We start from the raw sequence: 16403 nt of genomic DNA on the forward strand, positions 1-16403 counted from the left end.
TATAGGAAAGTATTATGTTAAACATTACTCCCATTCCGGCACTCTCCGATAACTATATTTGGGCAATTCAAAAAGATAATGACGTGATTATTGTCGATCCGTCAGATGCCACGCCTGTGTTAGCATTTCTTGCAAAAGATCAGCTAAATTTGACCGCTATCTTATTAACACATAATCATCACGATCACACCGACGGTATGCCGGAATTGCTCTCTCGTTACCCTCAAATACCGGTTTATGGACCACAAGAAGTTGCTCAGTTCGCTAATCAAATTGTTCGACCAGAGGATCACCTTACTTTATTTGATTATGATATCCGAGTGATTGAAAGTGCTGGTCATACCGCTCAGCACATTAGCTATTTATTTGGGAATGAATATCTGTTCTGTGGTGATTCGCTGTTCTCTGCCGGTTGCGGACGTGTTTTTACCGGCGATTATCAAGCACAATTTGAGGCATTACAGCGTTTTAAAGCATTGCCTGAATTTGTCGAAATCTTTCCGGCACATGAATACACCTTAAGCAATCTCAAATTTGCAGAAGCAGTCTTGCCGCCAAGTTGTGAACTGTTTGAAATTCAGGAAAGAGCGGAAATTCTTCGTTCTCGTAACCAGCCAACCTTACCGACTACTTTAGCAAGAGAATTACAAATCAATCCGTTCTTACAAGCGGTCGATTTAGCTCAATTTATTGCATTACGCCAGCAGAAAGATAATTTCTAGCCTCTCTCTTTAATCAGGAAGTAAAAACTTCCTGATTTATTCACTTTCATTATAAACTTTTGAATTTTTATATGGTCAATTCCCTTGGTGTCTATCTTAGCGTCTTATCCTATGATATAGTTATTACCATTTTACTCATTTGTTAATTACTATCTAACTAAAGCGAGAACTTCTGTGAATTTTGATCCGCAAAATATGCCTCAACACGTTGCAATTATTATGGACGGCAACGGACGCTGGGCTAAACAACAAGGGAAATTACGCGTTTTTGGCCATCAAAAGGGAGTAAAAGCGGTACGTTCCGCAGTAAGTTTTGTCGCTAAACACGGGATTAAAGTATTAACACTTTATGCTTTTAGTAGTGAAAATTGGAATCGACCGGAAGCGGAAGTATCAGCATTAATGTCATTATTTATGCGAGCCTTAGATTCCGAAGTAAAAAAACTGCATAAGAATAATATCCGCTTAAAAATTATCGGTGATAAAAAAGGATTCGATGAGAATCTCCAAAAACGTATCGCTGAATCTGAAGCACTTACGGCTAATAATACTGGGCTTACTTTAAATATTGCGGCGAACTATGGCGGTTATTGGGATATTACTCAAGCGCGCAACAACTTGCCGTTAAAGTAAAATTAGGTGAAATTAGCGTTTCTGATATTACAACAGAGTGCTTTCAAAAAGTCTTAGTAACAGGTGAACAACCTCAAGTGGATTTATTGATCCGCACAAGTGGCGAGCAACGTATCAGTAACTTTTTGTTATGGCAAATTGCTTATGCGGAACTTTTTTTCAGTCCGGTTTTATGGCCTGATTTTAATGATGAATATTTTAGTGAAGCAATTATTGCTTATCAACAACGAGATCGCCGTTTCGGCGGTTGCTAATAATTATAAGGGTTTTATCAATGCTTAAGGAACGTGTACTTTCTGCAATCGTTATGGTTATTGCCGTACTTGCAGGGATTTTTCTGCTTTCGCCTCTGCCATTAACTATTATTTTAGCCGCAATCATTACTGCGGCGATGTGGGAATGGGCTCAATTCGCAGGTTTTAAACATTCTTTATCTCGTGCTATTGTTGCTTTTGTGACAGTATGTTTATTTATTTTACTGATTTTTGCAAATTCGGATTATATCCGTGCTAGCTCGTTTCCTAACAGATGAAACCACCCCCCTACTCTTTATCTCTTGTATTTGGTGGTTTATCGCTTTCCTTTTAGTTGTCAGCTATCCACAATCTGCAAATGTCTGGGCGAAATCCGTGATTGCGAAATTTTGTTTCGGTTTTTGTACCTTAATTCCATTTTTTATTGCGGCACTTGCTTTACGCTTTAATAACTATGCGATTGATGAATTTCAAGGAACCTATTTATTACTCTACGTTTGTTTATTAGTTTGGGGAGCAGACTCCGGCGCATATTTCTTTGGTAGAGCATTCGGTAAACACAAACTTGCTCCAAAAGTTTCTCCGGGGAAATCTTGGGAAGGTGCTATCGGTGGTTTAATTACTTCATCTGTCATCGCTTTTCTATTCTTAGAACTCGCACCAAATAATGTATTCGGACGTGAATTAGCAACGCTACCGTTTATTTTGGTTTCTGTAGCTACTGTTGCTATTTCAGTATTAGGTGATCTTGCTGAGAGTATGTTTAAACGCCAAGCAAACATTAAAGACAGTAGTAACTTAATTCCGGGGCATGGCGGCATTTTAGATCGTATTGATAGCTTAACCGCCGCAATTCCGTTCTTTGCAACTTTCTTTTTCTTTGTACTTTAGGATGTTATGACCTCTGTTATTGCATTTTTTATCTTAATTTGCGTACTGGTTTTTGTACATGAATACGGTCACTTTTGGGCGGCACGTAAATGTGGTGTCAAAGTGATTCGTTTTTCTATCGGATTCGGCAAAGTTTTATTTAAAAAAACGGATAAACACGGTACGGAATTTGCTTTCTCATTAATTCCGCTGGGTGGTTATGTCCAAATGTATAACGGCGAAAGTGAGTATCAAGTTCCAAAAGAACAAATGCTTGAAAGCAAATCCGTATTACAAAGAACTTTTATTATTATTGCCGGTCCACTCGCTAATTTTATTTTTGCAGTATTTGCCTACTGGATTGTATTTGCAAACGGTATCCCGACCTTAAAACCGGTCATTGGTCAGGTTTTACCAAATACAATTGCGGCACAAGCAAAGCTACCTACTGACTTTGAAATTAAGCGAGTTGATTCTTCTAACGTGCAAGACTGGGAAGAAACCACTTTAGCATTAATCGGTTCAGTCGGAAAAAATCAAGTCGAGATTGAAGGTAATCTAATGGGAGAAGATCGTTTACAACGATTCTCTTTGGATCTCTCGAATTGGAATGTGGACGGCAATAAAGAAAACCCTCTTACTACATTAGGGATTCGTACCAAAAGCAGTATTGTTATGCCTGAAATCAAACAGGTAATAGAAAATTCTCCGGCGGCTAAAACCGGTTTACAAGCCGGCGATAAAATCCTATCGGTTAATCAAAAGCCTTTTGATTGGTTTGATTTAATTAAACAGGTTCAAACCGGACAAGTTATAGAATTAGCTATCGAAAAAGCGGGTCAAGTCCAAACGGTATCTATTCAACCGGAAATGAAAGATGAACGTTATCTTATCGGTATTGTGCCGAATTATGAGCCTTTAGCCGATAAGTATCGAACCGAGTTAAAATATGATATTCTAACGGCTTTATGGAAAAGTGTTGAAAAAGTAGGAGCTCTTGTTAAAACTATCCTGCAATTTATTGGTAATTTAATTACAGGAGAATTATCACTAAAAAATATGGGTGGCCCTATATCCATGGCTAAAGGTGCTGGAGCTACAGCTGAAATCGGTTGGGTTTATTACATTGGTTTTATGGCATTAATTAGTGTAAATCTTGGGGTAATGAATCTGTTTCCAATACTGCCTTTAGACGGTGGACAACTTATTTTACTTGGTGCAGAAGCTGTGAAAGGCAAAGCACTCTCCGAAGTGATTCGCATCCGTTTTCAACAAATTGGTGTGTTTTTTGTTTTAAGTTTAATGGCATTTGCCTTCATTAATGATCTGATTCATTTTTAATTTTTTAGGTTATATGCGGTTATTTTCGCAGATAATTTTACAAAACGTTCATAGGATAATTTCAATGAAAAAATTATTACTTTCTTCTCTTTTAATTGCAAACGGTGTGGTTGTCGCACCTTTTGTCATTAAAGATATCCGTGTTGACGGTGTACAAACCGAAACGGGACAAGCAATTATTTCCACTCTTCCAGTAAAAGTCGGTCAAACGGCAACAGATAATGATGTGGCTAATGTAGTCAAACAACTTTTTAGACAAAATCGTTTTGACGATGTACGTGCAACACGTGAAGGCAATACACTGGTAATTAAAGTGGCTGAACGCTCTTTGATTAATAGCGTAGATGTTGAAGGTAATAGTGCTATTCCTAAAGAGCCTTTACAAGATAATCTTAAAGCAAACCTGATTACTAAAGGTGAAATCTATGATCTTGCGAAAGTAGAAGGTTTTAAACAAGGTCTACTGGATCACTATCACTCTATTGGTCGTTATGAAGCAAAAATTGAAACGACAACAACACGTGCTGAGAATGGCGGCGTAAATGTCAAACTTAATATTACCGAAGGCGATGTTGCTTACGTTAAAAATATTAAATTTGAAGGCAACCAAGCATTTAGTGCTAAAGAACTTACCAAACAATTAGATATTCAGCCTGATGTATCTTGGTGGAATATTTTTGAAAGTAGTAAATTTGAGCAACAATCTTACAATAAAGATTTAGAAACTATTCGTGATTACTATCAAAATCGTGGTTATGCTCAATTTGCATTAAAAGATACTGATGTAAGTTTTAACGATAAGAAAACAGAAGTTGATCTGACTTATAAAGTACACGAAGGTGCACAATATAATGTGAGTGAAATTCGTATTATTGGCAATACAGCTAAATTAGATAAAGAGCTAAATGCTTTACTTAAAGACTTTAAACCTGGTCAATTATTCCGTAAAAACGAATTACTAGAAATCGAAGAAGGTATTAAACAAGTACTTGGTGATCATGGTTTCGGGACTGCTAAGGTTGATCTCTATCCAAAATTCAATGAGCAAGACAAAACTGTTCAGATTAACTTTGTTGTAGATGCTGGTCGTCGTATTTATGTACGTAATATTCGTTTTGAAGGTAACGATGTTACTGCAGACTCAACATTACGTCGTGAAATGCGTCAGCAAGAAGGTGCTTGGTTATCGACAACTAATGCCGCATTAGGTAAATCTCGTTTAGAACGTACTGGTTTCTACGAGTCGGTTGAGATGTCAATGCCAAATGTTCAAAATTCAGATGACCAAGTAGATTTAGTGTATAAAATCAAAGAACGTAATACCGGTTCTATCAACTTCGGTATCGGTTACGGTACAGAAAGCGGAATCAGTTATCAAGCTGGTATTAAACAAGATAACTTCTTAGGTATGGGTTCAACAGTAAGTTTAAGCGGTACGCGTAATGATTACGGTACAAGTGTGAACTTAGGTTATACCGAACCGTACTTTACTAAAGACGGTGTAAGTTTAGGCGGAAATATCTTCTATGAAGATTATGATAACTCTGATAGCGATACATCAGCGTCTTATAAACGTCAAACTTATGGCGTTAATGGTACATTAGGCTTTCCGGTAAATGAAAATAATTCATATTATTTAGGTTTAGGCTATACCCACGATAAATTAAAAAATGTAGAACGTGAATATACACGTGAAAAATATGTGAAATCAATGGATTTCCCAATCATTGCTGGTCATACGCATTATGAGCGTATCAAAGCGGATGATTTTGATTTCTCATTAGGTTGGAACTATAACAGCTTAAACCGTGGTTATTTCCCAACAGAAGGAACTACAGCCAATATCGGTGGTAAAGTTACCATTCCGGGTTCTGATAATAAATATTATCGCTTAAGTGCTGACTTCAGAAACTATTATCCATTAAACCGTGAGCATAAATGGGTAGTTTCAACTAAAGCTGGTGTGGCTTATACAAAAGGCTTCGGCGGTAAAGAGGTTCCATTCTATCAATTATATTCAGCAGGTGGTATTGGCTCACTACGTGGTTTTGCTTATGGTGGTGTAGGTCCTAAAGCAATTTATTACTCTGCGGATCAACGTGCATTTACTTCTGTAAGTGATGACGTTATTGGTGGTAATGCAATGGCAACAGCAAGTTTAGAATTAATTACACCGACTCCGTTTGTTAGTGAAAAATACCAACACAATGTGCGTACTTCATTATTCGTAGATGCAGCAAGTGTTTGGAATACTAAATGGAAAAAATCGGCATATCCAACTTTACCGGATTACAAAGATTACAAACGCGTGCGTGCATCAGCAGGTGTTGCGTTCCAATGGCAATCACCGATTGGTCCTTTATCATTCTCTTATGCTAAACCAATTAAAAAATATTCCGGTGATGAAATCGAACAATTCCAATTCAGTATTGGTAGTTCATTCTAATTGTTAGTAAAAGCGGTCATCTTTCATAATTTTATTGCAAAAACGCTGAAAATAATGACCGCTCTCTTTTATCAATACAATCTAATAAGGTCATATTCATGAAAAAATTTTTTAAAATCGCGACGGTAAGTGCTTGCATTAGTAACTGCAGGTTTAGCACAAGCAAGTGATACTATCGGCTTCGTAGATCCAAACTACTTATTACAAAATCACCCAGTTGCAATTGATGCTTGCACAAAAATTTGATAAATTTGTTAAAGAAAATCAAAATAAATTTGCTGATGAAGAGAAAAAACTTGCGGCAGAAAATAAATCTTTAACCACAGAAAGAAATAAATTAGAGAGCGATGCCAAAAAATTACAGGCGGAACAAGCAAATGTTGAAGCATCACTTAAGAAAAAAGCGAAGCATTAGAAAAAGATGCTCCTCGTTTACGTTCTAAAGAGATCCAAGCTCGCCAAAATGCGATTGAAGCTGAATATAAAGCGTTCCAAAATAAAGTTGCGGCAATCCAAAAACGTGAAACAGATTTTGGTAAGAAAGCCGAAGCATTCCAGAAAAAAGCAAATGCTTTCCAGGAGAAACTTAATAAAGCACAACAAGAAGCTGGTGGCAAAGATCCTCAAACCGTACAAAAACAAGTAGTAGAAGAAATTAACACAACTATTAAAGAAGTCGCTAAATCTAAAGGTTATACTCTAGTATTCCCACCTTCTGTTGCACTTTATGCACAAGATGAGAGTAAAGATTTTACTGAAGCCGTTTTAGACACATTAAAAGCGAAACATCCGGAAATCAAAATTGATCAGCCGGCACCAAAAGCAGATGTAACTCCAGAGGATGCTAAATCAGCTACAACAGAAGCACCTAAGACTGAAGATACCGCAACTAAACCAGAAGAAGCGAAAAAATAATGGCTAATTTCCGTTTAATTGAGCTTGCGGAGCAGATCGGCGGTACTCTAAAGGGTAACGCCGATTTGGCTATTTCCAGTATTGCCGCATTAGATAAAGCAAATTCGTCACAAATTACATTTATTTCCAATGCAAAATATCGTCCTCAGCTAGCACAATCTCAAGCAGGAGCGATTATTGTTAGTGAAGCGGATATTGAATTTTGTAGCGAATCTCAAAATTTAATCATTGTTAACAATCCTTATTTGGCTTATGCACAACTTGCTCAATATATGGATTCTACACCTAAATCAGCAAACGGTATTTCAGCTCACGCAGTCATTTCACCCGAAGCAAAACTAGGCGAAAATGTATCTATCGGAGCAAACGCAGTAATTGAGAGCGGTGTCGAACTGGGTGATAACGTGATTATCGGTGCCGGTTGTTTTATCGGTAAAAATACTAAAATTGGTGCTGGTACTCAACTTTGGGCAAATGTTTCTATATATCATAATGTAGAAATCGGTAACGATTGTTTGATCCAATCTTCTGCGGTTATCGGTTCTGACGGATTTGGTTATGCGAACGATAAAGGTCAATGGATTAAAATTCCACAAACCGGTGGCGTGATCATTGGTAATCGAGTGGAAATCGGGGCTTGTACTTGTATTGACCGTGGTGCATTAGATCCAACCGTAATCGAAGATAATGTAATTATTGATAATCTCTGCCAAATCGCCCATAACGTACATATTGGTTTTGGCACTGCTGTTGCCGGTGGTGTAATTATGGCTGGTAGCCTAAAAGTAGGTAGATTCTGTCAAATTGGTGGTGCAAGTGTAATCAACGGGCATATGGAAATTTGTGATGGTGCAATTATTACCGGTATGAGTATGGTTATGAAACCGATCACAGAAAAAGGCATTTATTCATCGGGTATTCCAGCACAAACTAATAAAGAATGGCGTAAAACCGCCGCACTCACAATGAATATTGATGAGATGAATAAACGTTTAAAAACTCTAGAAAAACGTTTGTCCGAATAAACTAAACTTTTATAACTCACTTAATTAAAATTTATATAATCTTATTGAGGCAAAATAGATGACTATTGAAGTACAAGAAAATAGAGAGCCAAAAGTAATTGAAGTGACTGAAATCATGGATATGCTTCCGCATCGTTATCCGTTTCTTTTAGTGGATCGTGTAACCGATTATGAAGAAGGTAAATGGCTAAAAGCGATCAAAAATGTAACGGTTAATGAGCCTTGTTTTACCGGACACTTCCCTGCTAACCCTATTTTCCCCGGCGTTCTTATTCTTGAAGCAATGGCACAAGCAACCGGTGTATTAGCTGTGGCAACTCATGGTAAAATGAACCCGGATGAACTTTACTATTTTGCCGCTATTGACAATGCTCGTTTTAAACGTCCTGTTGTGCCGGGTGATCAAATCGTTTTCGAAGTTGAGTTTCTAAAAGAAATGCGTGGCATCACAAAATTCACAGGTAAGGCTTTCGTAGAAGGTAAATTAGTCTGTGAAGCTGATTTAATGTGTGCTCGTAAATAATTTCCTCCCAGTAGCAAAGGAGACGCTATGCGATTAATCGATTCTACTGCAAAAATCAGCCCATTAGCAGTAATTGAAGAAGGGGCTCAAATTGGTGCTCATGTTGAAATTGGCCCGTTTAGCGTCATTGGTAAAGACGTAAAAATCGGTGCAAAAACCATTATTCATTCTCATGTAGTTATCAATGGTCATACCGAAATTGGTGAACAAAATCAGATCTTCCAATTCGCTAGTATTGGTGAAATTAACCAAGATTTAAAATATCAAGGTGAACCGACTAAAGTCATTATCGGCGATCGAAACCGAATCCGTGAAAGCGTTACCATTCATCGTGGTACGGTTCAAGGTGGTGGTATTACTCGTATCGGTAACGATAACCTATTTATGATCAATACACATATTGCTCACGACTGTTCTATCGGCAATCGTTGTATTATTGCTAATAATGGTACGCTTGCCGGTCACGTAACGTTAGATGATTTCGTTATCGTAGGTGGTATGTCTGCTATTCACCAATTTGTTGTTGTCGGCTCACACGTTATGCTAGGCGGTGGCTCAATGGTTAGCCAAGATGTACCACCGTACGTTATGGCTCAAGGTAATCATGCCCAACCGTTTGGTGTGAACCTTGAAGGCTTAAAACGCCGTGGTTTTGACAAACCGGCAATGCATGCCATTCGTAATGTGTATAAACTGATTTACCGTAGCGGTAAAACGATTGAAGAAGCGATTCCGGAAATCGAGCAATTTGCGACAAATGAACCAACCGTTCAATTATTCTTAGATTTCTTTAAACGCTCAACTCGTGGCATTATTCGTTAATTCGTTGCCATATAGACAAGCGGTGTAATTTGCAAAATTTCTGACAAATTACACCGCTTGTTTTTTATAAATTAATCACAGCTTGCCCCGCTAATTCTCTTGCCAATTTATCAATATGTAATACATCAGCAATTTCTTTGACTTGAATCGGTGCGATATTTTCTACTACCGTTCTATTCACATTCACAATATCAATAAAGCGAATACGTTCATTTAAGAAAGCCTCTACCGCCACTTCATTTGCCGCATTCATTGCAGTTGTGGCATATTGTCCCTCCGCAAACGCATCAATCGCTAATTTCAAATTCGGATAACGAGCAAAGTCCGGTTCAATAAAGGTTAACTCTTTCAATTTAAAGAAATCTAACGGAGCTACGCCAGCATTAATCCGCTTCGGATACGCCATCGTATGCGCAATCGGCGTACACATATCCGGATTCCCCATTTGGGCAATAACTGATCCGTCAATATAACGCACCATTGAATGAATAATCGATTGCGGATGAATAATAATTTCCATTTCATCTGCTGAAGCATTAAATAGCCAACGGGCTTCAATATATTCCAAACCTTTATTCATCATAGTAGCACTATCGACTGAGATTTTCTTACCCATCGACCAATTCGGATGTGCCACCGCTTGTGCCGGAGTAATACTTGCAAACTCATCGAGTGGTTTTACACGGAACGGGCCACCAGAACCGGTTAAAATAATTTTACTCACGCCTAAATCAGCAAGCGGACAAAAACCGACTTTTTGTTGTGCTTCTGGTGGGAGAGATTGGAAAATCGCATTATGTTCGCTATCAACCGGTAATAATTTTGCACCGGATTTTCTTGCTTCATCAATAAAAATTTGTCCGCAAGTGACTAACGACTCTTTATTTGCTAATAAAACTTTTTTACCGGCTTTAACCGCTGAAAGCGTTGGTAACAAACCTGCCGCTCCAACAATCGCCGCCATGACCATATCCACTTCTGGATTTGCACTTAGTTCACAAATTGCCTTTTGACCACTTAAGACTTCGGTTTTCACATTGTATTGTTTAAGCTGTTCCGCTAATGCTTTTGCCGCATTCTCATCATCTAATGCAACAAATTTCGGTTGAAATGATAGACATTGAGCCAACATTAACTCAACATTTTTACCGCCAACTAAACCGAATACTTCATATTCTGTTTTATTCTGTTCTACCACAGACAATGTACTTTTACCGATTGAACCGGTTGAACCTAAAATCACTAATTTTTTCATAGACATTCCTAATCATTAAAAAAACAAGCGGTCTGTTTTGCAATTTTTTTGCAAATTTGACCGCTTGTCACTTAATTTGATAAACGTTTCGCTTCAATCACATCTTCAAGTTGTGCAATACGTGCTAATAATTTACCCAGTATTTCAACATTGCTCAGTTCAATCCCCATATCCATAATGGCTAGACCCCGTTTTGCATCAATACGACTTGAAACACTCAATACATTCACTTTTTCATTTGCCATTACTGCACTCACATCACGTAATAAACCGTTACGATCATTTGCGGTTACTCTGATCGCTAAACTGAAACCACTCGCATAATGCGTACCCCATTGAGCACCGACAACACGTTCTGGATTTGCACTACGTAACTCAAACAACTGTTCACAATCGGCACGATGAATTGAAATCCCTCGTCCTTGCGTGATATAGCCAACAATTTCATCGCCCGGAATCGGCTGACAACAACGAGCAATGGTGTGCATAAGATTACCAACACCATCAATAATAATTGATCCGTTTTTACCTTTTTGTTGTGCGATATTATTGGCATTTTTATTGACTTGTTTAAGAACCGCTTCATCTTCTTGCTCTGCGGTCGGTTTAATCAACTTACTTTGTAAATAATGACTTAATTGATTTAAGCGAATATCTCCGCCACCAATGCCTGCATATAAATCATCCATTTGTTTCAGATTATAACGAGGCAAGGCATACTGCTCGATTTGCTTATAAGTAAAACCGAAACGAGCCATTTCCGCTTCTAAGGATTCTTTACCAATCGGAATATTTTTCTCACGATCCAGTTTTTTAAACCAAGCAATAATTTTGGCTCGTGCTTTAGATGTATTCACGAAGCCGGCATTCGGATTCAGCCAATCTCGACTTGGGTTCGGATTTTTCTGGGTAATAATTTCAACCTGATCCCCCATTTGCAACAAATAGGTGAATGGTACAATTCGACCGGCAACTTTAGCTCCGATACAACGATGTCCGACTTCGCTGTGAATTGCATAAGCAAAATCAAGTGGCGTTGCATTTTTAGGCAAATCGATCACTTCGCCTCGAGGCGTAAACACATAAACACGATCATCAAATACCTGTGAACGCATTTCCTCAGCCATAATCTCACCGGAATCGGCAATATCATTTTGCCACGCTAATAACTTACGTAACCAAACGATTTTCTCTTCATAACCGGAACGACCTGCTGTTGCGCCTTCTTTATATTTCCAATGTGTTGCTACACCCAATTCGGCATCTTCGTGCATTTTTCGGGTTCGAATTTGCACTTCAATCGGTTTTTCACCTTGACCTAACACAACCGTATGAATCGATTGATAACCATTTGGTTTCGGATTAGCAATATAATCATCAAAGTGTTCAGGTAAATGTTTATATTGTGTATGGATAATCCCTAAAGCGGTATAACAATCTGCTAAATTAGGCACAATGACTCGCACCGCACGAATATCAAATAATTGTTCAAAACGCAGATTTTTTTTCTGCATTTTTTTCCAAATACTGTAAATATGTTTTGGTCGCCCATACACTTCCAAATCTTCGATTTGTTCACTTAGACAGGCGGTCAATTCTTGCACAAAATTAACAATATAACTTTCACGTTCTAAACGGCGTTCGCCAAGTTGTAAAGCAATGACTCGGTAACATTGCGGATGTAAAGCACGGAAACAGTAATCTTCCAACTCCCATTTAAGCTGACCGATACCTAAACGATTAGCTAACGGTGCGTAGATATGCGAACACTCTTTTGCCGCTAAAACCAAATCTTCTTCTGTATGACGATGCTTTCCTCTCAAATAGACAATACGCTCCGCTAATTTAATTACAACACAGCGGAAATCATCCACCATCGCAAGTAACATACGGCGAATATTGTCAATTTGTAAATCAGAGGCACTATTCGCACTTAGCTGGCGAATATTGTCCATTTCAATCACGCCTTTCACGAGATTTTTAACTTGGTTACCGAATTTTTCTTTGACCTGTGCAAGATCGATAATATGATTCTTTACGAGAGGAAACAGCAATGCGGCAAGTAGTGAATCGTCATCCATATTTAAACCATGTAAGATTTCGACCATTTCGATACTGTCCCACATTAAGTGATAACTATCCGTATCTAATTTTTCTTGTGCATATTGCCAAGCGATTTGTAATTCATCAAAGGTTATCGGCGATATTTGTAAAGCGACACCCCAACTCGCTAACTCAAAAGTACCAAGGTTAAGCTCGTGTGAACGGCGAATTGCTACCATAAATCCTCCTTTGCAAAATATCGCGAAAATTTAACCGCTTATCGGTTGAAAAGATGTGGCACATTATACTGCGATTTAAAAATTATTGTTAGTTATTGTCGCCTTCTTGCTATTTTTCTTTGCTATGCGAAATAACAAAATCATATTTTTGCATGCTTTATATATAACTCTATTAAGGTAGTCTAATTGTGATAAATCAAACCAATCTCTACAATTATTTGCACCGATTTATATGATTCGCTAGAATAAAAAGATTGTGACGGCTTTTGCCGTTTTTTATTTTATATGTGGGATATAGATGACAATTTTAGCGCTTGGGATTAACCATAAAACAGCCTCGGTAAATTTGCGTAGTAAAGTGGCATTTGATGATCAAAAACGCCAACTTGCTTTTGAGCAAATTCAACGCCGTTCGCTTGCTGAAAGTGTTGTGATTCTATCAACCTGTAATCGTACTGAATTATATTTCCATCACTCTGAAATTACCCCTCGAGAAGAACACGAAGACAATATCGTATGGCGTGAAAAATGTTTTGAATGGTTTGCAGAAATTCATCAACTTGAACACGATGAATTACGTGAATGTATTTATTTCAAACAAAATCTGGAAGCGGCACGTCATCTTATGCGAGTGGCGTGTGGGTTGGACTCCCTTATCCTAGGTGAACCACAAATTTTGGGTCAAGTAAAACAAGCCTATCAATATAGCGAGAATTTTTACCAATCGCAGAACAGCCATATTTCTACTAAATTATCTCGTCTATTCCAACGTACATTTTCTACTGCAAAACGTGTTCGTTCCGAAACCGAAATCGGTTCAAGTGCGGTTTCAGTTGCTTACGCCGCTATGCGGCTTAGCTCGTCAGATTTTTGATAACTTTGGGAAATTACGTTTTTTATTGGTTGGTGCTGGCGAAACGATCGAACTGGTTGCTCGCTACTTAATTCAACACGGTGCTAAAAATATTATGATTGCTAACCGCACCCCTCAACGAGCGGAAATGCTAGCTACACGCTTAAATACACCAATGCAAATTCTATCATTGAGTGCGTTACAAATCGGCTTAAACCAAGCAGATATCGTTATCAGCTCTACCGGTAGCCCTGATATACTGATTAATAAAGAAATGGTAGAAATCGCCCAAAAACAACGCCAGTTTGATCCAATGCTTCTTATTGATATTGCCGTACCTCGAGATATTGATGAAAATGCCGGCGAATTAGATGCTGTCTATTCTTATAGCGTGGATGATTTACAACATATTATTCAACGCAATCTTGCCCAACGCCAACAAGCGGCTGAACAAGCTGCTGAAATCGTAGAACAGGAATGTAAAGCTTTCTTTGAATGGTTAAAACAACAGCAATCCAGCGATTTAATTAAACGCTATCGCCAAGATGCCGAACAAACTCGTCAAGAATTACTTAATAAAGCAATACAAGCGATGAGTTCCGGTCAAGATGCTGAAAAAGTCTTAAATGAATTAAGTTATAAACTGACTAACAGCTTATTACACGTACCAACCCAAGCCTTACAAGCAATGGCAAAAGGTGGCAACTCTAAAGGCTTACAATCTTTCTCTAAAGCCTTGAAATTAGAAGAAATGGAATAACTCACAATATTAATAACCAAGCGGTCAATTTTTTGTAAACTTTTGCAGAAAATCGACCGCTTGTTTTCGATCCTTTTTCCGTTCTCAATGCTTTTAGTATATAATATGACGATTTTGCGACTCGCAAAGACAGAATTTTTAGAAGGACAGAATAAGAATGACTCCAGTTGTTGCCCTTGTCGGCAGACCGAATGTGGGTAAATCCACTTTATTTAACCGCTTAACCCGCACACGTGATGCGCTGGTAGCGGACTTTCCGGGACTTACACGTGACCGTAAATATGGTCATGCAAATATCGCCGGTTATGATTTTATCGTAATTGATACCGGTGGTATTGACGGTACGGAAGAAGGTGTTGAAGAAAAAATGGCGGAACAATCGCTACTGGCGATTGAAGAAGCCGATGTTGTGCTTTTCTTAGTCGATGCGCGTGCCGGTTTAGTACCTGCGGATATTGGTATCGCTCAATATCTTCGCCAACGTGAAAAAACGACCGTGGTGGTAGCAAACAAAACCGATGGTATTGATGCGGATTCACATTGTGCGGAATTTTATCAATTAGGCTTAGGTGAAGTTGAACAGATCGCGGCACAAGGTCGTGGCGTAACACAACTTATCGAGCAAGTATTAGCCCCGTTAGGCGAGCAATTAAATGCGAATCAAGCGGTCGAAAATGATGAAGATTCTGCAAACGAAGAAGCGGACGAATGGGATACCGACTTTGACTTCGATAATGAAGATGATACCGCATTACTTGACGAAGCACTTGAAGAAGAAAGCGAAGAATCGATTGAAGATAAAAACATCAAGATTGCGATTGTCGGTCGTCCGAATGTGGGTAAATCAACGTTAACCAACCGTATTCTCGGTGAAGATCGTGTAGTGGTTTACGATATGCCGGGTACGACACGTGATTCTATCTATATTCCGATGGAGCGTGACGGTCAGCAATATACGATTATTGATACCGCCGGTGTACGTAAACGTGGTAAGGTCAATTTAGCGGTGGAAAAATTCTCCGTAATTAAAACCCTACAAGCGATTCAAGATGCGAACGTGGTATTACTTACCATTGATGCACGTGAAGGGATTTCTGATCAAGATTTATCACTACTCGGCTTTATTCTAAATGCCGGCCGTTCACTTGTAATCGTCGTGAATAAATGGGACGGTTTATCACAAGATATTAAAGATCAAGTGAAATCCGAATTAGACCGCCGTTTAGACTTTATTGATTTCGCACGTGTGCATTTTATTTCTGCATTACACGGCTCAGGCGTAGGTAACTTATTTGATTCCGTGAAAGAAGCCTATACGTGTGCGACACAGAAAACTTCAACTTCGATGCTGACACGTATTTTACGTATGGCGGCGGATGAACATCAGCCACCGCTAGTAAATGGTCGCCGTGTTAAATTAAAATATGCTCACCCGGGTGGCTACAACCCACCGATTATCGTCATTCACGGTAACCAAGTCGAAAAGTTAGCGGATTCTTACAAACGTTATTTAAGTAATTACTTCCGTAAGAGCTTGAAAATTATCGGTTCACCGATCCGTATTCAGTTCCAAGAAGGGAATAACCCGTTTGCCGGTAAGAAAAATAAACTCACACCAAACCAATTACGTAAACGTAAACGCTTGATGAAGTTTATTAAGAAAAGTAAGAAATAATTAGACAACTCTCTCTTAATTAGTACC

At 38.5% G+C, this 16403-nt stretch carries 9 protein-coding genes and 4 pseudogenes; 11 read left to right on the forward strand and 2 right to left on the reverse strand.

Translation table 11 applies throughout. The features are described 5' to 3' along the window. Window positions 1-14 precede the first annotated feature (14 nt). The 9 genes and pseudogenes from gloB (at window position 15) to lpxA (ending at window position 9551) form a co-directional block, all read left to right on the forward strand. A complete protein-coding gene (gene gloB / locus NYR89_RS04775) occupies window positions 15-722 on the forward strand; it encodes a hydroxyacylglutathione hydrolase (protein ID WP_279446557.1) in 708 nt (235 codons plus the stop codon). A 195-nt stretch (window positions 723-917) separates the two neighbouring features. Next, window positions 918-1609 (forward strand): annotated as a pseudogene (uppS, locus tag NYR89_RS04780) (polyprenyl diphosphate synthase). 20 nt (window positions 1610-1629) lie between these two features. Then, window positions 1630-2500 (forward strand): annotated as a pseudogene (locus NYR89_RS04785) (phosphatidate cytidylyltransferase). 6 nt (window positions 2501-2506) lie between these two features. Beyond that, a complete protein-coding gene (rseP, locus tag NYR89_RS04790) occupies window positions 2507-3820 on the forward strand; it encodes an RIP metalloprotease RseP (RefSeq protein ID WP_279446558.1) in 1314 nt (437 codons plus the stop codon). 64 nt (window positions 3821-3884) lie between these two features. Continuing rightward, the gene (gene bamA, locus NYR89_RS04795) at window positions 3885-6266 is read left to right on the forward strand and encodes an outer membrane protein assembly factor BamA (RefSeq protein ID WP_279446559.1); all 2382 of its coding nucleotides are present in this window, start codon (window positions 3885-3887) and stop codon (window positions 6264-6266) included. 98 nt (window positions 6267-6364) lie between these two features. Then, window positions 6365-7181, forward strand: a pseudogene (locus tag NYR89_RS04800) (OmpH/Skp family outer membrane protein). Further along, window positions 7181-8206 carry a UDP-3-O-(3-hydroxymyristoyl)glucosamine N-acyltransferase gene (lpxD, locus tag NYR89_RS04805; protein WP_279446560.1) on the forward strand — a complete coding sequence of 342 codons (1026 nt, stop codon included), beginning with the start codon at window positions 7181-7183 and terminating at the stop codon, window positions 8204-8206. Before NYR89_RS04800 ends, lpxD begins: the two are co-directional and overlap by 1 nt. A gap of 58 nt (window positions 8207-8264) precedes the next feature. Further along, window positions 8265-8729 (forward strand): 3-hydroxyacyl-ACP dehydratase FabZ, encoded by a 465-nt coding sequence (fabZ, locus tag NYR89_RS04810; RefSeq protein WP_279446561.1) that lies wholly within the window; start codon window positions 8265-8267, stop codon window positions 8727-8729. Window positions 8730-8756: 27 nt separating this feature from the next. Then, window positions 8757-9551 (forward strand): acyl-ACP--UDP-N-acetylglucosamine O-acyltransferase, encoded by a 795-nt coding sequence (gene lpxA / locus NYR89_RS04815; protein WP_279446562.1) that lies wholly within the window; start codon window positions 8757-8759, stop codon window positions 9549-9551. Window positions 9552-9615: 64 nt separating this feature from the next. On the opposite strand, the gene ispC is transcribed toward lpxA, so the two are convergent. Further along, entirely contained in the window at window positions 9616-10806 is a 1191-nt protein-coding gene (gene ispC, locus NYR89_RS04820; protein WP_279446563.1) for a 1-deoxy-D-xylulose-5-phosphate reductoisomerase, read from the reverse strand. 71 nt (window positions 10807-10877) lie between these two features. Then, complete coding sequence (relA, locus tag NYR89_RS04825; RefSeq protein WP_279446564.1) at window positions 10878-13088, reverse strand: GTP diphosphokinase; 2211 nt, start codon at window positions 13086-13088, stop codon at window positions 10878-10880. Between the two features lie 298 nt (window positions 13089-13386). On the opposite strand from relA, the pseudogene hemA reads away from it, so the two are divergent. Together hemA and der are read left to right on the forward strand one after the other, a co-directional pair. Then, window positions 13387-14701: pseudogene (gene hemA, locus NYR89_RS04830) on the forward strand (glutamyl-tRNA reductase). A gap of 157 nt (window positions 14702-14858) precedes the next feature. Further along, window positions 14859-16376, forward strand: coding sequence for a ribosome biogenesis GTPase Der (gene der / locus NYR89_RS04835; protein WP_279446565.1), 1518 nt, complete (start codon window positions 14859-14861; stop codon window positions 16374-16376). The last annotated feature ends 27 nt before the right edge of the window (window positions 16377-16403 follow it).

This window comes from Actinobacillus arthritidis (assembly GCF_029774155.1).
GTDB classification, from domain to species: Bacteria; Pseudomonadota; Gammaproteobacteria; order Enterobacterales; family Pasteurellaceae; genus Actinobacillus; species Actinobacillus arthritidis.

Coding starts and splice junctions, on each gene's coding strand:
- gloB (WP_279446557.1), top strand. CDS start 15: ATGTTAAACATTACTCCCATTCCGGCACTCTCCGATAACTATATTTGG.
- rseP (WP_279446558.1), top strand. CDS start 2,507: ATGACCTCTGTTATTGCATTTTTTATCTTAATTTGCGTACTGGTTTTT.
- bamA (WP_279446559.1), top strand. CDS start 3,885: ATGAAAAAATTATTACTTTCTTCTCTTTTAATTGCAAACGGTGTGGTT.
- lpxD (WP_279446560.1), top strand. CDS start 7,181: ATGGCTAATTTCCGTTTAATTGAGCTTGCGGAGCAGATCGGCGGTACT.
- fabZ (WP_279446561.1), top strand. CDS start 8,265: ATGACTATTGAAGTACAAGAAAATAGAGAGCCAAAAGTAATTGAAGTG.
- lpxA (WP_279446562.1), top strand. CDS start 8,757: ATGCGATTAATCGATTCTACTGCAAAAATCAGCCCATTAGCAGTAATT.
- ispC (WP_279446563.1), bottom strand. CDS start 10,806: ATGAAAAAATTAGTGATTTTAGGTTCAACCGGTTCAATCGGTAAAAGT.
- relA (WP_279446564.1), bottom strand. CDS start 13,088: ATGGTAGCAATTCGCCGTTCACACGAGCTTAACCTTGGTACTTTTGAG.
- der (WP_279446565.1), top strand. CDS start 14,859: ATGACTCCAGTTGTTGCCCTTGTCGGCAGACCGAATGTGGGTAAATCC.